Below are 23635 nucleotides of genomic sequence, written 5' to 3' on the forward strand. Positions count from 1 at the left end.
TGCGAGCGAGTGCTCGCGCGGCGGCTCCTAGACTGGAGCAATGCCGCGCAGCAATCGACCCCGCGGACGCGGGCGCGAGGACGACGACGAGCAGCGCGACCTCTCGCAGATGCTCGCCGGCTGGCGTCGCACCGAGACGCGCCGCGGCCGGGAGTGGAACGTCCAGCCCGTCTCGTCGTCGCGCGCGGTCAAGAACTACCTCTGCCCGGGCTGCGGCCAGACGATCGACATCGGCCTCGCGCACGTCGTCGTCTGGCGCGGCGACGGAGCACTCGGCGACGCCGCGGACCTCGCCGGCCGTCGCCACTGGCACACCCACTGCTGGCGGATCGAAGGAGCACGATGACGCACGAGATCCGCGGAGGCGTCGTCCTCCCCGCCCGCCGCGAGGACGTGGAGCTGCACACCGCCGACGGGCTGACCCTGGTCGGCGAGCTGGCGCTGCCGCTCGAGGGCGAGCCGGTCGTTACGCTGGTCACCCTGCACCCGCTGCCGACGCACGGCGGCTTCATGGACTCGCACATCCTGCGGAAGGCCGCCGCGCGGCTGCCCGCCCTGGCCGGGGTGGCCGTGCTCCGCTTCAACACCCGCGGCACGAGCTCGCCGCGCGGGACGAGCGAGGGCGCCTTCGACGGCGGCACCGCCGAGCGGGCCGACGTCGCCGCGGCGATGGCGCTCGTGGCCGAGCGCGGGCTGCCGCACCCCTGGCTGGTCGGCTGGTCCTTCGGCACCGAGCTGGCGCTGAAGTGGGGGAGGGAGCACCCCGTCGAGGGCGCGATCCTGCTGTCGCCGCCGCTGCACCGGGCGACGGCCGAGGAGGTCGCGGCCTGGGGCGAGGACGGGCGGCCGCTGGTCGCGCTGATCCCCGAGCTCGACGACTACCTGCGGCCGGCGGCGGCCGCCGAGCGGTTCGCCTCGGTCCCGCAGCTCGAGCTGGTCGCCGTCGAGGGCGGCAAGCACCTCTGGGTCGGCGAGGCGCAGACGCGCCGCGTGCTCGACGAGATCGTGCGGGTGGTGGCGCCGGCGTCGTCGCCGCTGCCGACGGAGTGGGCGGGCGAGCTCGGCTGAGCCCGCCCGCGCCGGTCAGCGCTTCGTCGAGCCGCCGTCGTCCTTCGACCCGCCGTCGTCGTCCGACAGGCCGTCGATGTGCCCGATCAGGCCGCGGAGGCCCGTGACGTAGCCGGCGATCGCGTCGCGCTCGGTGCGGATCTCGTCGAGGCGGGACTCGGCCGTGTTCTGCAGCTCGCGGGTGCGGCGCTCGGCGTCGGCGATCATCTCGCGGGCGCGGTCGCGGGCGGAGTCGAGCAGCGCGTCCGACTCGTCCTGCGCCTCGCGGCGCAGGCGCGTGACGTCGTCGAGGGCGTCGCTGCGGAGCGCGTCGGCCTCCAGGCGCTTGTCGTTCGCGCGGCGGATGGCGTCGGCGAGCTGCAGGTTCGACTCGTCCAGGTAGCGCTGCGTCTGGGCGACCGCCTCCTGGTGGCGGAGCAGGTAGTCGCGGTCCGCCTCCTCGCGGCGAGCGGCGAGCTCGACGACGAGGTCGATCCGGGCCTGCTCGACCTCGCGCGAGAGCGCGGCGGCCTCGTCGGACGCGGCGGAGCGCAGCGCGGCGAGCTCGGCGTCCAGGAGGGCGACGGCGTCGGCCCGGTCGCGGGCGAGCTGGGTGCGCAGATCGGCGAGCTCGCGGGCGCCCTCCGCGCGGCCGGTGGCCAGCTCCGCGGCGAGGTCGGCGCGGCCGGACAGGACCTCGGCCTCGAGGTCGGCGCGGGCGGCCAGGACCTCGGCTTCGATCGCGGCGCGGGCCTCGGCGACCTCGGCGGTGACGGCGGCGCGCAGGCGGTCGACCTCGGAGGCGACCTCCGCCCGCAGCAGCTCGTTGCTCTGCGCCAGGCGGGCGGCCTCGGCGCGGGCCACCTCGACCTCGCGGGCGGCGACGGCGCGCATCTCGGCGGCCTCGCGGCCGGCCTCGGAACGGATCGCCGCGGCCTCGCGCTTGGCGGTCGCGCGGGTCTCGGCGGCCTCGGTGGCGACGGTGCCGCGGATGGCGGCGGCCTCGCGGACGGCGTCCTGGGTCATCACGTCGCGGTCGTCGGCGGCCTTGCCGAGCGTCGCGGCGGCCTGCGCCTCGGACTCCTCGCGGGTGCGGTCGGCGCGGCGGCGCGCCTCCGTCACGAGGCGCTCGGCCTCGTCGCGCGCGTCCTTCAGCAGACCGTCGCGGTCGTCGCGGGTCGAGCGGCGCAGCGCCGAGGCGTCGTTCTCCGCCTGCGCGATGATGCGCTCCGACTGCTCTTCGGCCACCCGGAGGGTGTGCTCGAGCTTGGCGCCGAGTCCCGCGTAGGTGGGCGCACCGACCTGCTGCAGCTCCTTCTCGAGCCCGTCGATGCGGGAGGAGAGGCGCTTGGCCTCGCGACCGCTCTCGGCGGCCTGGGTGTTGGCGTGGATGAGCTCGCGGCGCAGACCCTGGATGGCCTTGTCGACCTCGTCCCGGTCGTAGCCCCGGAACACCTGGGTGAATTCGGCCTCGTCGCTTGCCACGTCGTCTCCTCCGGAACACGGCCGCGGTGGGGTCGCGGCACTCCAGGGAGTTTAGTCAGCGGGTGCCTCGCGGCCCGGGCCGACACCCGCACCGCGCGCCCCTGGATCGGGGCTCTCGGCCGATCCCTGGGTTCGGCTCAGCCCATCCGCTAACCTGGACTGTCTTTGTCTGTTGCCGTCGCGCCCCGGTCCGGCCGTCACCGGAGCCGTCCCGGGCCGCCACCCCCCGATCCGGCAACGCAGGAGGAGTTCTTTCGTGCGGTTCGTCTTCGCCATCATCGCCACCGTCATCGCCGCGGCGCTCATCGCGCTCGGCATCGGCCAGCGGACGGTGTGGGCTCCACCGGAGTCGCTCACCGCGCAGACCGCGCTCGAGTCCGGCGCCCCCTACGCCGTCATCGACGGCAGCACGCTCGGCGCCAATCCCGGCCGGCAGACGATCACGGTCGAGGGCGAGGGCGACCTCGTGATGGCGTACGCGCCGACGACCGACGTGCTGGGCTGGGTCGGCGGCTCCGACTACGACCGCATCGACTACGCGAGCAGCGAGGACGGCGCGGACAGCCTGTCCGCCGAGCAGGAGACCGGGACGGCGCTGACGCTGGCCTCCGACGTGGCGGACGCGAACGCCGCCGTCGTCGATCCCCGTGACTCCGACCTCTGGCTCGAGCAGTTCGAGGGCACCGGCAGCATCACCGTCGCGCTCGACCTGCCGGAGGACGTCTCGCTGATCGTCGCCACCGACGGCACCGCCCCGGCCGCGAGCGACATCCGGGTGAGCTGGCCGGTCGACACCGCGACGCCGCTGGCCGGTCCGCTGCTGCTGGGGGGAGCCGTGTTCCTGCTGATCGGCCTCGTCCTCTACATCTGGGCGTTCCTGCACCTGCGCCGCCAGCACGGACCGCGCCGCAAGGGCCCGCAGGGCAAGGTGCCGCGCGGCGTCCGGCTGCCGCGCGCCCGCGCCGGCATCCAGTCCTCCATCGCGGCGGCTCAGCCCTCGCGGCGCCGCCGGCTGCTGGTGCTCCCGATCGCGCTCGGCGCGACCGTGCTGCTCGCCGGCTGCAGCTCCGACTACTGGCCCGACCTCGCCGCGAGCGCCTCCGGGACGCCGACGGCGTCCGCCACCGCGACCCCGGGCGCGGAGCCCGTCGCGGAGGAGCCGACCCCGGTCGTCACCACCCAGCAGGCGGAGGCGATCGTCGCCTCGGTCTCCGAGGTCGCGGCCGCCGCCGACGCCGCTCGCGACGCGAGCATCCTCGCGGAGCGCTTCCAGGGCGAGGCACTCACCGAGCGCACCACGAACTACGAGGTCCTGACGAAGGGCGGCACGATCGACGCGCCGCAGGCGATCCCGGCGTCGCCGGTGAGCCTCGTCCTCCCGCAGGACACCGACAGCTGGCCGCGGCTGGTCACAGCGGTCGTGCAGAATACCGCCGACGCCACGCAGGCGCCGATCGCCCTGATGATGAGCCAGGCGAGCCCCCGCGTCGACTACAAGGTGGACTACGCGATCTCGCTCGAGGCCAACGCGCGGATCCCCGACGTCGCACCGGTCACGGTCGGCACCTCGATCGTCGCCCCCGACTCGAAGCTGATGAAGCTCGCTCCGGAGAACGTCGGAGCGGCCTACGCGGACATCCTCGCGAACGGCGACTCCAGCCAGTACGCCGAGACCTTCTCGAGCGACGGCGACACCCTCCGCGGTCAGGTCGGCGTCGACAAGAAGAACGCCGATCGGGCGGCACTGCCGGACACCGCCTCGATCGAGTTCACCAACGCGGCGGGGACCTCGGACACCATCGCCCTCGCCACCAACGACTCCGGCGCGCTCGTCGCTGCGAGCATCGCCGAGACCGCGACGGTCCGCCCGACCGCCGAGGGCTCGACCGTGTCGACGTCCGGCGCCTCGCAGACCCTGCTCGGCATCGACAAGTCGACCACGGGCATCGCGACCACCTACGGTTATCAGTTGCTGTTCTACGTACCGCCCGTCGGATCGGAGGAGAAGATCGTCATGCTCGGATGGAGCCAAGGACTCGTCTCGGTGGTGCAGCTGCCGTGAGCACCCCCCTGCCCCCGCTGCCCGGCAACCTGCGCGGTGCCGTCGACCTGTCCACCCTCGTGAACCGGCGCACCCCGCCGGCCGCGCCCTCCGCACCCGCGGGCGGCGGTGAGGCGCCCCAGGGCGCCCCCGTCGCGAACCCGCTGCTGCTCTCGGCCGGTGACGCCGAGTTCGACCAGGTCGTCCAGCTGTCCTCGCGGGTCCCCGTCATCATCGACCTGCGCGGCTCGTGGTCCGACCAGAGCCTGAGCATGACTGCACTGCTCGAGAAGGTCGTGATCTCCTACGCCGGTGCCCTCGTGCTGGTCGGCGTCGACGTCGAGTCGAGCCCCCAGCTCGCGCAGGCGTTCCAGGTGCAGTCGGTCCCGACGATCGCCGCGGTGATCGCCGGCCGCCCGGTGCCGATGTTCAACGGCCTCATCACCGAGGAGCAGCTCCGCGACCTGCTCGAGCAGGTCCTCCAGCTCGCCGCGCAGCAGGGCGTCACGGGCACCGTTCCCGTCGACCCGGCCGCCGCCGGTGCCGAGCCGGGCGCCGAGCCCGAGGCCGCGCCGCTGCCCCCGCACCACCAGGAGGCGTACGACGCGATCGACCGCGGCGACTACTCCGCCGCGATCACCGAGTACGAGACCGCCATCGCGCAGAACCCCCGCGACGACCTCGCCGTCGCCGGCCTCGCCCAGGTCAGGCTGCTCCAGCGCCTGCAGGGACGCACCCTCGACGACATCCGCTCCACCGCGGCCGCCGAGCCCGCGAACCTCGACGCGCAGCTCGCCGTCGCCGACCTCGACGTCTCCGGCGGCCACGTGGAGGACGCGTTCGACCGTCTCCTCTCGGTGTACCCGCGCCTCGACGCCGACGGCAAGGCGAGCGTCCGCGCGCGCCTGCTCGAGCTGTTCGAGATCGTCGGCACGACCGACCCGCGCGTGAACAAGGCGCGAGCGCGGCTCACGGGGCTGCTGTATTGAATTGCGGGAGGAGCGCGAGCGCTCCTCCCGCCGCGGTCGGCTGGGTCTGTGGTTGCGATTCGCAGAGCGGGTCGCCCACGGCTCGCGAGAAACGCTGGCACGCGTTTCTCGCTCATCGCCTCGAGGGCGGTCGGCTGGTTCGGGGGGCGGTCGGCTCGGTAGTCGGTGCCTTCGGCGCTCGTGCTCCGCAGACGCCGATCTCGGGCCGCTGCATCCGCATCCGACCGTGCTGGTCGAGCAGTCCCGCAGGGGCGTCTCGAGCGGCGAAGCCGCTTCGCGTCTCAGTGTTGAGGGAAAGGGACGCGGCTGCGCCGCGTCATGCTGGTCGAGTAGCCCCACCAGGGGCGTATCGAGACCCGCCGTCACGAGCAGGGCGGGTCAGCAGACTCAAAAGCTGACGCTGGTGGATCTCGATACGCCCGCTTCGCGGGCTACTCGATCAGCATGCGGGGGGCCGCGCTCTGGGCGGCGTCGGCAGCGGTCGGGCGGGGGCGTCGCGCTCAGCCGCAGGGGCAGTTCTCGGAGCGGGGGGCGGTGATGCTGCGCTGGTGGCCGAGCACCTCGCGGGCCACGAGCGGCAGGTCGAGACCGCTCGACGCCGCCTCGTTGCGCAGAGCGACGAAGGCGAGGTCGGCGGAGATGCGCAGGCTCGCGCTCAGGAAGCCGACGGCCTGGAGGACGCTCGCCTCCTCGTCCGTGACATCGGGCAGCGACGCCACCCAGGCGACGAACACTCCCTCCTCCGGGTCCTCAGGCATCGGACGCACCTCCCGAGCGGGAGTCGGCGTCGGGCGCACGAGGGCGGCTCAGGGGGGTGCGGGTCGGCGGTGGCATCCTCTCCAGTGTCACCGGAACAGTGACAGAACCGGAGGAGGCGTGCCTCTGAGGGACGAACCGCGGGTCCGCGAGCGCGCAATACGGTGGGTCGGGGTGCTCCGCTGAGCGTCGGTCGAGAAGGAGGCCCATGGTGGTCGTCCTGTCTGCCGGGGTCCGGGGCGGGGAGGAGTGCGGGGTCGTCGCAGACACGGTAACTTTTTTGACGGTGTCCCCTTCGGGACAGAGTGTCCGCTCAGCGCACTCCTCGCGCCGGCGGGGTGGCGGCAGGCGGAGACCGCCACGGGCGCGGACGCCCGGACCAGGACGAGCGGAAGGGGCCGCGGTGGTGGAGCATCTGGAGTTCGAGCCGAGCGGAGACCGTGCGGCACGCCTCGTGGACGCGGTCGTGCGGGCGCAGGACGCCCAGCGCCGCCTGACCGCCCGGGGACGGGTGCAGCTGGGCCTCGGCGCCACCGACGTCGCGGCACTGCTGTACGTGGCTCGGGCGGGCCGCTCCTCGGCGACCCTCGGAGAGCTGGCCGACTGGCTGGACGTCACGCGCGCCGCGGCCTCGATGGTCGCCAAGCGGCTGGCCGCGACCGGCCACCTCCACCGCGTCGACGACGAGTCGGACGGCCGTCGACGCCGGCTCGCACTCACTCCCCGCGGGCGCGAGGCCGTCGACGAGGCGTTCGGCGCTGCCGACCGGGAGGCGTCGGCCCTCGTCGCGACGCTCGACGACGCCGTCGTCGCGTCCGTCCTCTCCACTCTGGAGCAGCTCACGACCGTGTTCGACGGCCACGGCTCTCCGGAGTCCCCGAGAGCACGGCGCGGTGCCTGACCGCGGGCCCGGATCCGCCCTCGAGGATCGCGGGAGCATCCGCATCGAGGCGGTCGGCACCGATCTGGAGCGCGCCTCCGAGGTCCTCGGCGGCTTCTACTCGGGGACGGGGTGGTCGGTGGAGGCCACCGAGCAGCCGTTCTCGTTCCGCTACGCGGCGCTCGGCGATCCGGTGATGACCCTGCGGACCTCGCAGATGCGCGGCGCGACCAGCGGTGAGGACCCGGCCGGCGGCGACTACGTCGTGCAGTGGCTGGTCGAGGGGACGGCGACGGTCGACGTCCACCGCGACGCGATGCCGGTGACGCGCGGCGTGCCGCTCCTGAATCCGGCCCACCGGCCGTTCGTCTTCTCCTACGCCGACTACGACCAGAAGCTCGTGCACCTGAGCCGTGAGCACGTCGACCGCAGCGCTCGCGAGCACGGCTACCGCCGCACGGGCGCGCTCCGCTTCGACCACCTGCACCGCCACGGCGTGGAGGCCGTGGCGCAGTGGCACGCGGTGATCGGCGAGATCTCCACGGCCGTCCGCACCGGCCGGGTGACGCCGCTGCTCTGGGACCGGCTGACCCGCCGGGCGGCGGCTGCGTTCCTGGAGCTGTACCCGCCCGAGGGCGCGGCGCTCCCGGAGGTCCTGCTCGCCCCGAGCAACGCCGGGATGCGCTCCGCCGTCGAGTTCGTGCACGAGAACGCTCATCTGCCGATCGGGCCGATCGAGATCGCCGCCGCCGCGCACCTCAGCGTCCGCGGGCTGCAGGTCGCGTTCCAGCGCCTGCTCGGCACGACACCGCTGCAGTACGTCCGCGACGTGCGCCTCGACCGGGTGCACACGGATCTGCGGCTGGGCGACCCGGCGCGCGCGAGCGTGGCCGGCACGGCGCGCAGCTGGGGCTTCGGACACCTCGGCCGGTTCTCCGCCGCCTACGCCTCCCGCTTCGGCGAGTATCCGAGCCGCACCCTCGGCCGCTGACGCGGGGCTCGGGGCGGCGACGGCGTCGACCGCCGCGTCACTCGTCGCCGCCGGTCTCCGCGTGCGGAGCGCCCACCGCCTTCGACTCCGGCGAGCCGCGCTCGCGCAGGTAGACCGAGAGCACCGCCATGCTGCCCACGGCGAGGAACTCGGACTGCCAGTTCTGCAGCGTGCGGCTCCAGAAGTCGGCGGAGGCGAGGTACTCGCCCCAGGAGACCGGTGCCGACAGGTCCAGCAGCTGCTGCTCGTCGTAGGCGACGTGCCCGGCGACGGACTGCGCGAGCCAGGAGCCGGCGAAGACCGCCCCCATCACGATCAGCAGGGAGTGCGCGTAGAGCCGGCGCCGGAGGCCGCCCGGGAGCTTCGCGAGACCGGGGGAGGACTCCTCGGCCCACCGCCCCATCCGCTGCTCCCGCTCGGTGGCGCGGCCGGCCTCGCCGGGGTCCTTCGACTCCGAGGAGCCGCGCTGCACGAACCAGACCGTCGCGGCGATGTAGAGGAAGAACTGCAGGTACTCCGACTGCCAGTTCTCGGCGACGTCGGCGGAGAAGGTCGACGAGGTCAGGTAGCGCGCGTAGGTCACCGGCTCGAGACCGGCGATCCGCAGGTCGTCGAGGTAGACGAGGAAGCCGGCGATCGACTGACCGGCCAGCGACAGCACGAAGAGTGCGCCGAAGACGAGGGTCAGCGAGTTCTCGCGCAGGAAGCCGCGGTCGGCGCCGGTGCGCCGCTCGGAACCGAGTGCCCGGGTCACGGCGCTCATCGGTGCAGCAGCCCCGTCGCGAGAAAGAAGACGAGCCCGGCTCCGATCACGGTCAGGCAGCCGGTGAAGACCCCGCGCATCACGAGCCGTCGATCGCGCAGTCGAAGGGGAGGTCCTCGGTGGTCGCCGTGCACCCCGCGGCGCGCACGCGCCAGCCGTCGCCGCTCGCCGCGAGGAAGACGGTGTCTCCGCGCAGCTCGACCACGGCGGCCTGGCCGAAGGCCTCGGCGCGCGGGGAGCCGGCAGCGGCGGGGTCGAGGCCGAGCGCGAGGATCGCGTCGGGGCACGTCGCGGATCCCGCCCCGGTCTCGACGACCGCCTCGGCCGCCCGGGGGGTCAGCACCGCGCACGCGGCGGCGCCGTCGCCGGCGGCCAGCGCCTCCTCGAACGCCGCGGCGGTGGCACCGGCCGCCGTGGCGTCCGGCGCGAGGCCGGCGCACCCGGCGAGGGAGAGGACGAGGCCGACCGCGAGCGCTCCGGCGGGCGCACCGCCGAGTGCGCGGGCGAGTGCGCGGGTGCGTCTACTCGACGCGGCGGGGGAGCGGGACATCGGACGACCTCCTCGACTGGCACGAGTCCGGCGTCGCCGACGCTAGTCCGAGGGCGCCGCCGCGATCGAGGATCTTGACAGCGGCGCCGCACCCGCCCTCAGGGGCGGTAGAGCGCCCACTCCTCCCGGGGCAGCTCGCGCAGCTCGTCGACGACGCGCAGCTGCCACATCGCCGGAGTGTGCCCCTCGAGGCGCCCGTGGACCGTCTCGCTGGTCCAGCCGTCGCGGGTGCGGGTGTAGCGGATGAATCGGACGTGCCGGCCCTCGAGGGGTGCTCCGCTGGTCGCCATCCCTCGATCGTCGCCCATCGGGGCGGCCGGTGTCGGCTCTTGACAATCAGGCGGGGCGGCCGGAGGGATGAGCGGGTGCTGCGCCGCCCTCGACCCTCAGGCGGCGCCCTGTGGCGCGGTACCACTGGGCGCAGAAGACGACGAGGACCGCCGCCTCCAGCCAGCCGCCCGCCGTGGACATCAGCTCGGCTCCCGCGCGCACGTCGGCGGAGTCGAGGAACGCGGGCGGGCGCGCGTACAGCTGCTTGGCGAGGATCGCGTGCGAGGACATCGCGACGACCAGCGCGATCACCTGCGTCGTCCGGGCCGGCGGATGGGGGCGGGGGTCCACGCCGATGACCGCCGCGGTGAAGAGGCAGCCGGCCAGGAGGAGGTGGGCGTGCACGAGGACGTGCAGCAGCGGCGCCGCATGCATGGCCTCGAGGAGCGGGGTGCGGTAGAGCAGCCACAGTCCGCCCGCGCTGATCGCGGTCGCCGTGACGGGATGGGAGAGGAGCCGCGCGGGCCCGCTGCGCAGCACCCGGGACAGGCGCCGGGCGGGGGTCGTGCTCAGCGTCCGCAGGGCGAGGGTGACGGGGGCGGCGTGGAACCGCGGCCCGGACTTCCCGTTCCGGATCGGCTACCGGATCGGCGAGCCGGCGCCCGGCGTCGGCGTCTCGCGCGGCGTGCTCTGGCTGGCCGCCGACGGCACGGACCCGTCGGCTGCGGTGCGCGCCGTCGATCGACCGGGCGGCTGGGCGGGGAGCGCGCGGCACGGCGCCCGCCGACCCCTAGGGTGAGCGGATGAGCACCGCCGCCCTCTCCCCGAGCGCCCGATTCCACCAGCGCTTCCTCGTGGAGCAGCGCGAGATGTCGGCGCCCGCCCGCCGCCGCCTGATGCGCGCGGGAGGCGGTTCGGTGGCGGTCGGGCTCGTGCTCTTCGCCGCGCTGATCGTGCAGGTCGCGACGGGCACCGGCCTCGCGGCGCTCGATCCCGCGGTCTCGGAGTGGTTCCGCGCGAAGCGCTTCGCGGAGGGGACGGTGGTGATGGACACGCTGGCCACGGTCTTCGGCCCGGTCTTCCTGCCGATCATCATCCTCGGCGTGCTCGTGCTGTGGATCGCGCTCGCCCGGCACCTCTGGCGGCCGCTCCTGCTCGCGGGCGGGATGGTCACCGGCATGCTCAGCGTCCAGCTCGCCGCGCACCTGGTGCAGCGCATGCGGCCGCCCGTGGAGTACATGCTGCTCGGGGCCGACGGGACGTTCTCCTTCCCGTCCGGCCACGTGACCGGCGTCTGCGACTTCTTCCTGATCACGACCTTCCTGCTCGCCTCGCGCCGCTCCTCGCCGGTCTGGGCGATCGGCGGCTTCGCGCTCTCGCTCGGGATGATCGCCGGCCAGGTCGTCGCCCGCCTGTACCTCGGCTACCACTGGCTCACCGACACCCTCGCCTCGGTGGCGCTCGCGCTGGTGATGCTCGGGTCGGTCGTGCTCATCGACACCTGGCGCACCGCGGTGGTGCGCCGGGACGAGGTCTGATCGGAGGCCTCCGAACCGCGCCGCTCAACGTCGACGCCCCCGGGCCGGAGGGCTCGGGGGCGTCGTCGTTCAGCGGGGCTGCGTCAGCCGCCGACGGCCTGGCGTGCGCTGTCGAGTCCGGAGGAGAAGGCGTCCGCCGACGAGACGTTGCCGAACTCCAGCTCCACCAGGGCGCCGGAGAGCGCCGCGCCGATCACGCCGGTGTCGGGTCCGTTGACGAAGGACGGGAACTGCTCTTCTGACGCCGGTGGATCTCGATGCGCCCGCTCCGCGGGCTGCTCGATCAGCATGCGGTGGCCCGCTCCGCGGGCTGCTCGATCAGCATGGTTCGGTCCGCTGAGTGGGCCGGGCGCACGACGGAGGCGGGCGGAGGGACGCGTGTGCGTCCGCTCCGCCCGCCTCCGGGTGGGGTGGTGCCGGTCAGCCCAGGTGGCGCAGGAAGAGCGCTCCGAGCGGGGGCAGGATCAGCTCGGCCGAGGCGGGGCGGCCCGCCCAGGGCTCGTCGCGGGACTCGACCGCGCCGAAGTTGCCGACTCCGGAGCCGCCGTAGATCTCGGCGTCCGTGTTGAGCAGCTCCTCCCAGCGGCCGGCCTCGGGGAGGCCGACGCGGTAGCCGTGCACCGGCGAGCCGGAGAAGTTCACGATGACCGCGACCGCGCGGCCGGCCTTGTCCTTGCGCAGGAAGGAGATCACGTTCGGGGCCGCGGCACCGCCGTCGATCCACTCGAAGCCGGCCTGGTCGTTGTCGAGCTCGTTCAGCGACGGGACCTCGCGGTAGAGGCGGTTCAGCTCGCCGACGAGGCTCCACAGCCCGCGGTGACTGGGCTGGTCGAGGATCCACCAGTCCAGCCCGCGCTCCTCGGACCACTCCGAGTACTGCCCGAACTCCTGGCCCATGAAGAGCAGCTGCTTGCCCGGGTGCGCCCACATGAACGCCAGGTAGGCGCGCACGTTCGCCAGCTGCTGCCAGTGGTCGCCCGGCATCTTCTGGATCAGCGAGCCCTTGCCGTGCACGACCTCGTCGTGGCTGATCGGCAGCACGAACTGCTCGCTGAACGCGTAGACGAAGGAGAAGGTGATCTCGCCCAGGTGGTACTGGCGCCACAGCGGGTCGTTCGCCATGTAGCGCAGCGAGTCGTTCATCCAGCCCATGTTCCACTTGAGCCCGAAGCCGAGCCCGCCGGAGACGGTGGGCTGGGTGACGCCGGGCCAGCTGGTGGACTCCTCGGCGATCATCATGATGCCGGGGTAGAGCTTGTACGCGGTGGCGTTCACCTCCTGCAGGAAGCTGATCGCCTCGAGGTTCTCGCGGCCGCCGTGCTCGTTGGGCAGCCACTCGCCCTCCTTGCGGGAGTAGTCGAGGTAGAGCATCGACGCCACGGCGTCGACCCGCAGGCCGTCGACGTGGAACTCCTCGAGCCAGAACAGGGCGTTGGCCACGAGGAAGTTGCGGACCTGGGTGTGCCCGAAGTCGAAGACGTAGGTGCCCCAGTCCATCTGCTCGCCGCGGCGCCAGTCCGGGTGCTCGTAGAGGGGCTCGCCGTCGAAGCGGGCGAGCGCGAAGTCGTCCTTCGGGAAGTGCCCGGGCACCCAGTCGACGAGCACGCCGATGCCGGCCTGGTGCAGCCGGTCGATCAGGTACTTGAGGTCGTCGGCGGTGCCGAAGCGGCTCGACGCGGCGTAGTAGCCGGTGACCTGGTAGCCCCAGGAGCCGCCGAAGGGGTGCTCGGCGAGCGGCATGAACTCGACGTGGGTGAAGCCCAGCGTGGTGACGTACTCGATCAGCGGATCGGCGAGCTCGCGGTAGCCGAGACCGGGCTTCCAGGAGCCGAGGTGCATCTCGTAGACGCTGATCGGCTGGGTGTGCGGGTCGACGCTCGCGCGCTGCTCCATCCAGCCGGAGTCGCTCCACTGGTGGTGGGAGACGGGGACGCGCGAGGCGGTCGCCGGCGGCACCTCCGTGGCGCGGGCCATCGGGTCGGCCTTGCGGACCCAGCGGCCGTCGCGCGAGAGCAGGTCGAACTTGTACGAGGCGCCGGGCTCGATGCCGGGGACGAAGATCTCCCAGACGCCGTTGACGCCGAGGTTCCGCAGCGCGTGGCCCTCGCCGCTCCAGTCGTTGAAGTCGCCGACGACGCGGACGGCTTGGGCGTGCGGCGCCCAGACGGCGAAGGAGGTGCCCCAGACGCCCTCGTGCTCGCGGTGCCGCGCGCCGAGCGCCTCCCAGAGCCGCTCGTGCCGGCCCTCGCCGATCAGGTAGAGGTCGAAGTCGCCGACGGTCTTCGAGAACCGGTAGGGGTCCTCGGCGGTCCAGGAGGAGCCGTCGCCGTAGTGCGCCTCGACGGTGTACGCCTGCAGGTCCTCGTCGTGGACGCCCTGCCAGAGGCCGTCGTGCAGGTGCTCGAGCTCGACGCGGGCGCCGCCGGCCAGGACAGCCGTCACGGCGTCGGCGAGCGGCCGGCGGACGCGGACGACAGCGCCGCCGCCGGGGAGCGGGTGCTGCCCGAGGACGTCGTGGGGGAGCGCGTTGCTGCCGGTCGCCAGCTGCTGGAGGACCCACTCGGGGAACTCGGGGAGGGCGTCGACGTCGGAGTCCGGCGCCGGGGCGGGGTCGGAGTCGCTCGTCTCGGCGATCGGTGCGTCGGCCGCGGCGGTCGGCTCGGGCGGCGTCAGCGGCTGGAGGGTCGCGGACGGTGCGGTCGGCTCCGGCGGCGTGAGCGGCTCGGGGGTCGCGGACGCCGTGGTCGGCTCGGGCGGCAGGAGCGGCTCGGGCGGCGCGACGGGCTCGGGCGGCGTGAGCCGCTCAGGCGCTGCGGCCGACTCCTCGGCCGCGGGCTCCGCGACGTGCGCGCCCGTGGTCGTCGCCGAGCTCGTGCCGGTCGTGACGACCGTCTCCGTGCGCGGCTCGACGCCCGCCGCGTCGGCGGGGCTGCCGGCCTCGGCCGGGACGGCGTTCTGCGCCGGCTCCGTCCCGCGCCCGATCTCGTCCGTGCTCTCGCCCGTGCTCTCGGCCGGGCTCGTGCCCTTGTCCTCGGGAACCGTCATCGTCCGTCCACCTTCACGCTCAGGATGTGCACGGGCTCGACGAACGAGTCGAGCCGCACGTAGTTGTCGCTGCCCCAGGTCCAGACGGCACCGGTGATCAGGTCCTCGACCTCGTAGGTCGAGCTCCAGTCCAGTCCGAGGGACGGCAGGTCGATGTGCACCGTGGTCTCACGCGCCGAGTGCGGGTCGGTGTTGACGACGACCAGGAGGGTGTCGTCGCTGCCGGTGCCGGTGAACGCGCGGTCCAGGTGCTTGGAGTAGACGAGGATCGCGTCGTCGTCGCTGCCGTGCACCTGCAGGTTGCGGCGCTGGGCGAGCGCGGGGTGCGCCCGGCGGATCTCGTTGAGCCGGGTGATGTACGGGGCGATCGTCGAGCCGGCGGCGTCGGCCGCGGCCCAGTCGCGCGTCTTGTACTCGAACTTCTCGTTGTCGATGTTCTCCTCGGCGCCGGGGCGTGCGACGTTCTCGATCAGCTCGTAGCCTGCGTACACGCCCCAGAGCGGCGACGCCGTCGCGGCGAGCGCGGCGCGGACCTTGTAGGCCGAGCGGCCGCCGTACTGGAGGTACTCGGTGAGGATGTCCGGCGTGTTCACGAAGAGGTTCGGCCGCATGTAGTCGGCCGTCTCGTGCGAGATGCTCGTGAAGAACTCCTCGAGCTCCTCCTTGGTGTTGCGCCAGGTGAAGTACGAGTACGACTGCTGGAAGCCCACCTTGCCGAGCGCCCGCATGATCGCCGGCCGGGTGAACGCCTCCGCGAGGAAGACGACTTCGGGGTTCTCGGCGTTGACCTCGTGGATGATCCACTCCCAGAAGTCGAGCGGCTTGGTGTGCGGGTTGTCGACGCGGAAGATCTTCACGCCGAGTGAGATCCAGTAGCGCAGGACGCGCAGCGCCTCCTGGCGGATGCCCTGGGGGTCGTTGTCGAAGTTGATCGGATAGATGTCCTGGTACTTCTTCGGCGGGTTCTCGGCGTAGGCGATCGAGCCGTCCGGCAGCGTCGTGAACCACTCGGGGTGGCTGGTCACCCAGGGGTGGTCCGGCGAGGCCTGCAGCGCGAAGTCGAGCGCGAGCTCGAGGCCGGCGGCGGTGACGGCGTCGTGGAAGGCGGTGAAGTCCTCCACGGTGCCGAGGTCGGGGTGGATCGCGTCGTGCCCGCCCTCGGGGGCGCCGATCGCCCACGGCGAGCCGGGGTCGTTCGGGCCGGCGTTCAGCGTGTTGTTCGGGCCCTTGCGGAAGTTGCGGCCGATCGGGTGGATCGGCGGCAGGTAGAGCACGTCGAAGCCCATCGCCACGACGGCGGGGAGGCGGTCGATCGCGGTGCGGAAGGAGCCGGAGCTGACGCTGCCGTCCTCGTTCCGGACGGCGCCCTCGGAGCGGGGGAAGAACTCGTACCAGGCGCCGACGCCCGCGCGGGTGCGCTCGACGTGCACGGTGCGCGGCTCCGAGACGCTCGCGAGGCTCATCACGGGACGCGCGGTGAAGGCGCCGTGCACGGCGGGGTCCTCGGCGGCGGCGAGGCGCGCCTCGGGGGAGAGCGACTCGTCCGCCACGGTGGCGGCGGCGTCGGAGAGCAGGGAGCGCTCGGCCTCGGAGCGGGAGTCGTCGCCGGCCGCGGTGCGGAGGAGGCCCTCGCCGATCGCGAAGGTGACGGCGATGTCCAGGCCGGCCGGGATCTTGACCTCGGCGGTGTGCAGCCAGGTCGCCCAGTCGTCGGCGAAGGCGCGGATGCGGTACGTCCAGTCGCCCTCGTCGTCGAGGAGGACGAGGCGGCCGTAGCGGTCGGTGCCGGTGGCGATCAGCGCCATCCGGTGCTCCGACTCGGTGCCGGCGGGGGAGGTGAGCAGCAGGTCGACGCCGATCAGGTCGTGCCCCTCGCGGAACGCGGTCGCCGCGAACGGGACGACCTCGCCGACGAAGGCCTTCGCCGGCCAGCGGTCGTCCTCGAGCCGCGGCTGCGGGTCGATGATCGGGATGCGCTCGGCGCGGACCCGGTAGCCGGAGCCGGTCGGAGCGGATTGCCCCGCGGTCTCCGCCGCAGCCCCGGGAGCCGGCGCCGCGGCGGCCGTCCCCGGTGCCACGGGAGCCGGCGCCTGCGCGGCCGGAGCCGGTGCCGTGCGATCCTGCGCATCCTGTGCCGCCGCCTCGGGCGACGGGGGTGTCTGCGCGGCGGGAGTCTCCTCCCGGGCCGCACCTCCCCGAGCCGCTCGTCGTGCGTCCTTGCCGTGCGAAGCCTTGCCGAAAGGTGTCTGAGCCACGTCACGACAGTAGCGACCGGCGATCCCTTTGGCACGCCGGTTGCGAACGCGCGCGCCGCTGTGCAAAAGGGCCGGCGCCACGGCCGACGGCGCCCGCGGGCACTCCGCTACAGTGTGCGAGCGCGACCGCCCCGGCCGTCCGCAGGGGGTGCTCGCCGGGGTCCGCAGTCGCCGGGATCAGCCGGTCGCCGTACCGGCAGAGAGTCGAGGAGTGCCGTGAAGGCCATCCGCCGCTTCACCGTCCGATCGGTCCTGCCGCCCGAGCTGTCCGCGCTCGGCGAGCTGGCGGGCAACCTGCGCTGGGCCTGGCACGAGCCGACCCGCCGCCTGTTCGAGCGGGCGGATCCCGAGCTGTGGCAGCGCGGCACCGGCGACCCGACCGCGCTCCTCGGCGCGATCGCGCCCGAGCGCCTCGCCGAGCTGGCCCGCGAGCAGGGCTTCGTCGACGACGCCTGGCGCCTCCGCGACGACCTCGAGCGCTACCGCACCGAGCCGCGCTGGTACCAGTCGCTGCCGGAGTCGGCGCCGCGCTCGATCGCCTACTTCTCGCCCGAGTTCGGCATCGCCGCCGCGCTCCCGCAGTACTCCGGCGGCCTGGGCATCCTCGCGGGCGACCACCTCAAGGCCTCCTCGGACCTCGGCGTCCCGCTGACCGGTGTCGGCCTCTTCTACCGCTCGGGCTACTTCTCCCAGGGGCTCTCCGCCGACGGCTGGCAGCTCGAGTCCTACCCCTCGCTCGACCCCGACGGCCTGCCGCTGCGGATCGTGCGGCTGGCCGACGGCTCGGCGGCGCGGATCGTGCTGGCCCTGCCGGACGGGCGCGCGCTCTACGCCCGGGTCTGGCGGGCCGAGGTGGGCCGGGTGACGCTGCTGCTGCTCGACACCGACGTCCGCGAGAACGAGGACGCCCTGAGGACGGTCACCGACCGGCTCTACGGCGGCGGCGGCGAGCACCGCCTCCTGCAGGAGCTGCTGCTGGGCATCGGCGGCGTGCGCGCCCTCGAGCTGTGGGCCGAGGTCTCGGGCACGCCGCTGCCGGAGGTGTTCCACACCAACGAGGGGCACGCGGGCTTCCAGGGTCTCGAGCGCATCTCCGGCCTGATCGGCTCGGGCCTCGACTTCGACCAGGCGCTGCAGGTCGTCCGCGCGAGCACGGTCTTCACCACGCACACGCCGGTGCCGGCGGGCATCGACCGCTTCGACCGCGGGATGATCGAGCAGTACTTCACCACCGAGCTGCTGCCGGGCGTGCAGATCGAGGACGTGCTGGCGCTGGGCTCCGAGTCGCCCACGGGCGGTGCGAGCGACGTCTTCAACATGGCGTTCATGGGGCTCCGCCTGGCGCAGCGCAGCAACGGCGTCTCCCAGCTGCACGGCGAGGTGAGCCGCTCGATGTTCTCCGGTCTCTGGCCGGGGTTCGACACGGCGGAGGTGCCGATCGGCTCGGTCACCAACGGCGTGCACGCGGCGACCTGGACCGATCCGATCCTCCGGGGTCTCGCCCGCGACCGGCTCGGCACCGACGACACCACCCGCGCCGACTGGGCGTCCGGCGCGCTGAGCGACGGCGAGCTCTGGCAGGCGCGGCGCTCGATGCGGGAGCAGCTGGTGCGCGACGCCCGAGCGCGCGCCGCCCGCTCCTGGCGCGAGCAGAACCCCGGCGGCCTCACTCCGGCCTGGCTGGACGAGCTGCTCGACCCGGACGTGCTCACCATCGGCTTCGCCCGGCGCGTGCCCACGTACAAGCGGCTGACGCTGATGCTGCACGACCCGGAGCGGCTGCGCGCGCTGCTGACCCACCCGGAGCACCCGATCCAGATCGTGATCGCCGGCAAGTCGCACCCCGCCGACGAGGAGGGCAAGCGGCTGATCCAGAAGCTGGTCCGCTTCGCTCAGGAGCCCGACGTGCGCCGGCGGATCGTCTTCCTGCCCGACTACGACATCGCGATGGCGCAGCTGCTCTACCCGGGAACCGACGTCTGGCTGAACAACCCGCTGCGTCCGCTCGAGGCGTGCGGCACCTCCGGGATGAAGGCCGCGCTGAACGGCTCGCTGAACCTGTCGATCCTCGACGGCTGGTGGAACGAGTACTTCGACGGCGAGAACGGCTGGGCGATCCCGTCCTCCGACCGCGACCTCGACCCGGAGTCGCGCGACACGCTCGAGGCCGACGCGCTCTACGAGCTGCTCGAGAGCGAGGTCGTGCCGCGCTACTACGAGCGCGACCACGACGGAGTGCCGCGCCGCTGGGTGCGCTCGATCCGGCACACGCTGGCGACGCTCTCGCCGGAGCTGTCGGCCGAGCGGATGGTGCGCCAGTACGTCGAGGCGCTCTACCAGCCCGCCGCCGGGGCCGGGCGCGAGATCGCGGCCGACCACTTCGAGCCGGCCAAGGAGCTCTCCGCCTGGAAGCAGCGGGTCCGCGCGGGCTGGCCGGGCGTGGCGGTCGCGTCGGTCGAGTCGGGCGGCATCGACGCGGTGCCCCAGCGCGGCGACCGGCTCGCGCTGCGCGCGGGGGTCCGCCTGGGCGAGCTCTCGCCTGAGGACGTCGTGGTGCAGGTCGTCTCCGGCACCACGGCGGCGGACGGCTCGCTCGTCGACGTGCGCCTGCACGAGCTCGAGGTGGCGGAGGAGTCGGGCGCGGTCGTGCCCGCCGACGCGGTCGGCCGCGTGCCCTACGCCGGCGAGATCGTCCTCGACCGCAGCGGCTCTTTCGGCTACACCGTCCGCGTCGTGCCGCGGCACCCGCTGCTCGCCCGCTCGGCCGAGCTCGGCCTGGTCGCGGCGGCCGGCTGACGCGCCCCCATGCCGGTCGAGTAGCCGCGCAGCGGCCGGTCAGATCCATGCTGGTCGAGTAGCCGCGCAGCGGCGTATCGAGACCCGGCCTCCGGATGACGGAGGATCTCGATACGCCCGCTCCGCGGGCTACTCGATCAGCATGGGAGCCCTCTGCGGGCGCTGCACGATCAACAGGGAAGCCCTCTGCGAGGGCTGCGCGATCAGCATGGAGGCGGCCTCCGTGCATGCTGGTGGAGCTGCCGCGAAGCGTCCTCTCAGATGCATGCTGGTCGAGTAGCCGCGCAGCGGCGTATCGAGACCCGCCCGCCCTCAGCGCGCGATGTCCGCGACGATCGCGCCCGTCGCGGCGACGAGGTCCGCCGGCGCGAGCTCGATGTCGAAGCCGCGGCGCCCGCCCGAGACGAGCACGGTGTCGTACAGCTCCGCCGTCTCGTCGAGCACGGTGCGGTGCCGCGTCTTCTGCCCGATCGGCGAGATGCCGCCGAGCACGTAGCCGGTGCGCCGCTGCGCGAGCGCCGGGTCGGCCATCGCCGCCCGCTTGCCCCCGACCGCCGCCGCCAGCTCCTTGAGCCCCAGCGACCCGGTCACCGGCACGATGCCGACGACCAGCTCGCCGTCGACGTCGACCAGCAGCGTCTTGAACACCCGCTCCGGCTCGACCCCGAGCGCCTCGGCCGCCTCGCCGCCGTAGCTCGCCGCCCCGGGATCGTGCCGGTACTCCCGCGGGACGAAGGCGATCCCCGCCGCGGTGAGCGCGAGCGTCGCCGGCGTCCCCGGTCCGCCCTTCATCAGCTCGCGGCGGCCGGACGCGGGCCGTGCGCGGCGAAGAGCTGCATCGAGGTGCCGGCGACACGGACGACCTGCCCCGGCTCGAACGACTCGCCGTGCTCGAGCGGCACCGACTCCTCGCTGCTCCAGAGCCGGGTGTAGCCGGTGACGCCCTCGCTCTCGGCCAGGACGACCGAGGTGTCCGACTCGACGCCGTGCACGATCAGCAGGACGCGGTCGAACTCCTCCGTCTCGGGAGTGGACGCGGCCAGGTACTGCAGCGTGCGGTTCTCCGCCGAGGTCCAGTCGTGCTCGGACATCGTCCGCCCGTGCGCGTCGAACCAGCGCATGCTCGTGGCGCTCGGCGTGACCTCTCCGCCGCGCCCGTAGCGCGAGGGCCGCAGCGCCGGGTGCTCGCGGCGCAGGCGGATCAGCGTCCGGGCGTGCTCCCGCAGCTCGAGCTGCCAGTCGCTGCGTCCGTCCCAGCGCAGCCAGGTGAGGTCCGAGTCCTGGCAGTAGGCGTTGTTGTTGCCGCGCTGGCTGCGGCCGAACTCGTCGCCGGCCGTGATCATCGGGACGCCGGCCGAGAGCAGGAGCGTCCCGAGCAGGTTCCGCATCGCCTTCCGCCGGCCCTGGTTAACGCCGTCGTCGGCGGTCGGGCCCTCGAAGCCGTGGTTGAAGGAGCGGTTGGTGTCGGCGCCGTCGCGGTTCGACTCGCCGTTGCCGATGTTGTGCTTGACGTTGTAGGAGACGAGATCCGCGAGCGTGAAGCCGTCGTGCGCCGTGACGAAGTTGACGGAGGCGAGCGGCCCGCGCTCGAGCGAGAACGTGTTCGACGAGCCGGAGAGCCGGGTCGCGAAGCCGCCGATGCCGACCGGCGCCGTTCCCGCTCGCCGGGCGTAGTCGATGTCCGAGAGCCAGAAGTTGCGGGCGCGGTCGCGGTAGCGGTCGTTCCACTCCGACCAGCCGTCCGGGAAGTTGCCGGTCTGCCAGCCGCCCATGCCGACGTCCCACGGCTCGGCGATCATCTTCACGTCGGCGAGCGCCGGGTCCTCGACGGCCGCGCGCAGCAGCGGGTGGTCGCGCTGGAAGTGCGCGATCTCGTCCCGCCCGAGGGTCGCGGCCAGATCGAGCCGGAAGCCGTCGACCCCGACCTCGTCGGACCAGTAGCGGAGCGAGTCGAGCACCAGGCGCTGGGCGACGGGCCGGCCGAAGTCGATCGTGTTGCCGCAGCCGGTGACGTCGATGTAGTGGCCCTCGTCGGTCTGGCGGTAGTACGCCTGGTCGTCGATCCCGCGCAGACTCGAGCGCGGACCCTGCGGCCCCTCCTCCGCGGTGTGGTTGTAGACCACGTCGAGGATCACCTCGAGCCCGGCCTCGTGCAGCAGCTTGATCATGCCCTTGAACTCGCGCAGCACCGCGGTCGGGCCGCCGCGCTGGGCGGCGGGGGAGGCGTAGGCGGCGTGCGGGCTGAAGAAGTTGAGGGTGTTGTATCCCCAGTAGTTGGTGAGCCCCTGGCGCAGCAGCCGCTGCTCCGAGACGAACGCGTGCACGGGGAGGAGCTCGACGGCGGTGACCCCGAGGTCGAGGAGCGACGAGACGGTGGACTCGTGCGCGAGGCCCGCGTAGCTGCCGCGCAGCTCGACGGGCAGCGCCGGGTTGAGCTTGGTCAGGCCCTTCACGTGCGCCTCGTAGAGCACGGTGCGGTCCAGCGGCGTGCGCGGCTTCTCGGAGGAGCCCCAGTCGAAGGAGTCGTCCACGACGACGGAGCGCCACTCGTTCTCGGCGACCCGGTGCAGCCCGCGGGAGTAGGGCTCGAGCAGGGGGACCCGCGGGTCGAAGCGGCCGGGGACGCCCGAGGGCCCGTCCACCTTGATCGCGTAGCGGCGGCCGACGGTCAGCTGCGCGGCCCGGGCCGACCAGACGTCGTCCTCCCCGCGCACCAGCGGGACGGTGCGGGTGACCCAGCTCGGGTCCTTCTCGTCGTAGAGCAGCAGATCGATGGCGGTCGCGTGCTCCGACCAGACCCGCAGCTCACCGCCCTCCGCGTCCACGACGACTCCGAGGCGGGCCAGGGAGTCGCGTGTCTGCATGCGACCTACAGTAGTGAGGGGCCGGAGACCTGCTCCGCACCCCGGACGCGGGACGGAGGGCGCCATGATCTATCTCGACCACGCGGCGACCACCCCGCTCCGGGCCTCGGCGCTCGCCGCCTTCGCCGAGGCGTCCGCGCAGCCCGGCAACCCCTCGTCGGTGCACGGCTCGGGCCAGGAGGCGCGCCGCCGGCTCGAGGACGCCCGCTCGGCGATCGCCGTCGCGCTCGGCTGCGAGCCGATCGAGGTGATCCTCACCGCGGGCGGCACCGAGGCGATCAACCTGGCGCTCAAGGGCCTCCACTGGCAGCGGGTCGCGGAGTCCCCGGCGCGCACGCGCATCCTCGTGCCCGGCGGCGAGCACCACGCCACGATCGACACGGTCGAGTGGCTGGCGGCCCACGAGGGCGCCCGCGTCGAGTGGCTCGAGCTCGACGCGGAGGGGACGCTGCGGCCCGAGACGCTCGAGGCGGCGCTCGCCGCGGATCCCGGCTCCGTCGCGCTGGTCTCCGCGCTCTGGGTGAACAACGAGATCGGCACGATCGCGCCGGTCGCCGGGCTGGCCGCGGTCTGCGCGCGGGCCGGCGTGCCGCTGCACCTGGACGCGGTCGCGGCGCTCGGACACGTGCCGCTCGAGATCGCGGCGGTGCGGCGCGCCTCCGGCTCCCGCGACGGCGCGGGTCTCGTCGCGGTCAGCGTCTCGGGGCACAAGGTCGGCGGGCCGATCGCGACCGGCGCCCTCGTCCTGGCGCGCGACGCCCGGGTCGTGCCGGTCCTGCACGGCGGTGGCCAGCAGCGCGGGGTCCGCTCGGGCACCCAGGACGTCCCCGGGGCGGCGGCGTTCGCGGCGGCCGTGACGGAGGCGGTCGCGGAGCTGCCCTGGGAGGCACTCCGGCTGGCGGCCCTGCGCGACCGGCTCGTCGCGGGCATCCTCGCGGCCGTCCCCGGCGCGACGCTGACCGGGCCCGCCGTCGACTCCGGCCGGCGGGTCGCGAGCAACGCGCACGTCGCCTTCCCCGGCGCGCAGGGCGACTCGCTCCTCTTCCTCCTGGACATGGCGGGCGTCTCGGTGTCGACCGGCTCGGCCTGCACGGCGGGCATCCCCGAGCCCTCGCACGTGGTGCTGGCGCTCGGCCGCAGCGAGGACGAGGCGCGCGGCGTGCTCCGGATGACGCTGGGCTGGACCACGACGGACGCCGACGTCGACGCGCTGCTCGCGGCGCTGCCGGGCGCGTACGCGCGGGCGGCCCGCGCCGGCCTGTCCCGCCGCGCCGTGCTCCCCGCCTGACGCCGCCTCCGCGCGGTGCCCACCCGTTGTGCAGGCGCTCGTCCGTTGTGCAGGCGTCCGGCGCGAGTCGCCCGATC

21 protein-coding genes are annotated in these 23635 nt (G+C 73.7%); 10 read left to right on the forward strand and 11 right to left on the reverse strand.

Features of this window, described 5'->3' with window-relative positions; translation table 11 throughout:
• Positions 1-40 precede the first annotated feature (40 nt).
• Both EDF22_RS06680 and EDF22_RS06685 read left to right on the forward strand, forming a co-directional pair.
• Positions 41-346 (forward strand): hypothetical protein, encoded by a 306-nt coding sequence (locus EDF22_RS06680; RefSeq protein ID WP_123445737.1) that lies wholly within the window; start codon positions 41-43, stop codon positions 344-346.
• Complete coding sequence (locus EDF22_RS06685) at positions 343-1068, forward strand: alpha/beta hydrolase (RefSeq protein WP_123703376.1); 726 nt, start codon at positions 343-345, stop codon at positions 1066-1068. The genes EDF22_RS06680 and EDF22_RS06685 overlap by 4 nt, the downstream gene beginning before the upstream one ends.
• Before the next feature lie 15 nt (positions 1069-1083).
• On the opposite strand, the gene EDF22_RS06690 is transcribed toward EDF22_RS06685, so the two are convergent.
• A complete protein-coding gene (locus tag EDF22_RS06690) occupies positions 1084-2532 on the reverse strand; it encodes a DivIVA domain-containing protein (protein WP_123703378.1) in 1449 nt (482 codons plus the stop codon).
• 256 nt (positions 2533-2788) lie between these two features.
• On the opposite strand from EDF22_RS06690, the gene EDF22_RS06695 reads away from it, so the two are divergent.
• Both EDF22_RS06695 and EDF22_RS06700 read left to right on the forward strand, forming a co-directional pair.
• On the forward strand, positions 2789-4594 hold the full coding sequence (locus EDF22_RS06695) for a hypothetical protein (protein ID WP_123703380.1): 1806 nt from the start codon (positions 2789-2791) through the stop codon (positions 4592-4594).
• The gene (locus EDF22_RS06700; protein WP_123703382.1) at positions 4555-5562 is read left to right on the forward strand and encodes a tetratricopeptide repeat protein; all 1008 of its coding nucleotides are present in this window, start codon (positions 4555-4557) and stop codon (positions 5560-5562) included. The genes EDF22_RS06695 and EDF22_RS06700 overlap by 40 nt, the downstream gene beginning before the upstream one ends.
• Before the next feature lie 500 nt (positions 5563-6062).
• Here the strand turns inward: EDF22_RS06700 and EDF22_RS06705 are convergent, their stop codons facing one another.
• Entirely contained in the window at positions 6063-6320 is a 258-nt protein-coding gene (locus EDF22_RS06705) for an ANTAR domain-containing protein (protein WP_148059137.1), read from the reverse strand.
• Between the two features lie 401 nt (positions 6321-6721).
• Between EDF22_RS06705 and EDF22_RS06710 the strand changes: the two genes are divergently transcribed.
• Together EDF22_RS06710 and EDF22_RS21075 are read left to right on the forward strand one after the other, a co-directional pair.
• On the forward strand, positions 6722-7219 hold the full coding sequence (locus tag EDF22_RS06710) for a MarR family winged helix-turn-helix transcriptional regulator (protein ID WP_159423004.1): 498 nt from the start codon (positions 6722-6724) through the stop codon (positions 7217-7219).
• The gene (locus EDF22_RS21075) at positions 7212-8189 is read left to right on the forward strand and encodes an AraC family transcriptional regulator (RefSeq protein ID WP_221180890.1); all 978 of its coding nucleotides are present in this window, start codon (positions 7212-7214) and stop codon (positions 8187-8189) included. Before EDF22_RS06710 ends, EDF22_RS21075 begins: the two co-directional genes overlap by 8 nt.
• 37 nt (positions 8190-8226) lie before the next feature.
• Here the strand turns inward: EDF22_RS21075 and EDF22_RS06720 are convergent, their stop codons facing one another.
• The 4 genes from EDF22_RS06720 to EDF22_RS06735 all read right to left on the reverse strand — a co-directional run bounded on the left by EDF22_RS06720 (position 8227) and on the right by EDF22_RS06735 (position 10408).
• A complete protein-coding gene (locus EDF22_RS06720) occupies positions 8227-8952 on the reverse strand; it encodes a DUF6766 family protein (protein ID WP_123703388.1) in 726 nt (241 codons plus the stop codon).
• Between the two features lie 79 nt (positions 8953-9031).
• Entirely contained in the window at positions 9032-9502 is a 471-nt protein-coding gene (locus EDF22_RS06725; protein WP_123703390.1) for a hypothetical protein, read from the reverse strand.
• Between the two features lie 98 nt (positions 9503-9600).
• Complete coding sequence (locus EDF22_RS06730) at positions 9601-9792, reverse strand: hypothetical protein (protein ID WP_123703392.1); 192 nt, start codon at positions 9790-9792, stop codon at positions 9601-9603.
• Between the two features lie 46 nt (positions 9793-9838).
• Positions 9839-10408, reverse strand: a complete 570-nt coding sequence (locus EDF22_RS06735) for a cytochrome c oxidase assembly protein (RefSeq protein WP_123703394.1) — start codon at positions 10406-10408, stop codon at positions 9839-9841.
• Here EDF22_RS06735 and EDF22_RS06740 point away from each other — a divergent pair.
• Complete coding sequence (locus tag EDF22_RS06740; protein ID WP_123703396.1) at positions 10362-10571, forward strand: hypothetical protein; 210 nt, start codon at positions 10362-10364, stop codon at positions 10569-10571. The two genes, EDF22_RS06735 and EDF22_RS06740, sit on opposite strands and share 47 nt — an antisense overlap.
• A 4-nt stretch (positions 10572-10575) precedes the next feature.
• Positions 10576-11310 carry a phosphatase PAP2 family protein gene (locus tag EDF22_RS06745; RefSeq protein ID WP_123703398.1) on the forward strand — a complete coding sequence of 245 codons (735 nt, stop codon included), beginning with the start codon at positions 10576-10578 and terminating at the stop codon, positions 11308-11310.
• Positions 11311-11393: 83 nt separating this feature from the next.
• On the opposite strand, the gene EDF22_RS06750 is transcribed toward EDF22_RS06745, so the two are convergent.
• The 3 genes from EDF22_RS06750 to EDF22_RS06760 form a co-directional block, all read right to left on the reverse strand.
• Positions 11394-11600 (reverse strand): hypothetical protein, encoded by a 207-nt coding sequence (locus EDF22_RS06750; RefSeq protein WP_123703400.1) that lies wholly within the window; start codon positions 11598-11600, stop codon positions 11394-11396.
• A 130-nt stretch (positions 11601-11730) separates the two neighbouring features.
• Positions 11731-14355, reverse strand: a complete 2625-nt coding sequence (gene glgB / locus EDF22_RS06755; RefSeq protein WP_260303328.1) for a 1,4-alpha-glucan branching protein GlgB — start codon at positions 14353-14355, stop codon at positions 11731-11733.
• Positions 14352-16433, reverse strand: coding sequence for an alpha-1,4-glucan--maltose-1-phosphate maltosyltransferase (locus EDF22_RS06760; protein WP_123703402.1), 2082 nt, complete (start codon positions 16431-16433; stop codon positions 14352-14354). Before EDF22_RS06760 ends, glgB begins: the two co-directional genes overlap by 4 nt.
• Before the next feature lie 393 nt (positions 16434-16826).
• On the opposite strand from EDF22_RS06760, the gene glgP reads away from it, so the two are divergent.
• The gene (glgP, locus tag EDF22_RS06765) at positions 16827-19406 is read left to right on the forward strand and encodes an alpha-glucan family phosphorylase (RefSeq protein ID WP_123703404.1); all 2580 of its coding nucleotides are present in this window, start codon (positions 16827-16829) and stop codon (positions 19404-19406) included.
• A 312-nt stretch (positions 19407-19718) separates the two neighbouring features.
• Here the strand turns inward: glgP and ybaK are convergent, their stop codons facing one another.
• Positions 19719-20198: a Cys-tRNA(Pro) deacylase gene (gene ybaK / locus EDF22_RS06770; RefSeq protein WP_123703406.1), complete on the reverse strand. Its 480-nt coding sequence runs from the start codon at positions 20196-20198 to the stop codon at positions 19719-19721.
• A complete protein-coding gene (glgX, locus tag EDF22_RS06775) occupies positions 20198-22270 on the reverse strand; it encodes a glycogen debranching protein GlgX (RefSeq protein WP_123703408.1) in 2073 nt (690 codons plus the stop codon). Before glgX ends, ybaK begins: the two co-directional genes overlap by 1 nt.
• A gap of 64 nt (positions 22271-22334) precedes the next feature.
• Between glgX and EDF22_RS06780 the strand changes: the two genes are divergently transcribed.
• Positions 22335-23558: a cysteine desulfurase family protein gene (locus EDF22_RS06780; RefSeq protein ID WP_123703410.1), complete on the forward strand. Its 1224-nt coding sequence runs from the start codon at positions 22335-22337 to the stop codon at positions 23556-23558.
• Positions 23559-23635: the final 77 nt, after the last annotated feature.

The organism is Rathayibacter sp. PhB127 (assembly GCF_003751665.1).
Classification (GTDB): Bacteria; Actinomycetota; Actinomycetes; order Actinomycetales; family Microbacteriaceae; genus Rathayibacter; species Rathayibacter festucae.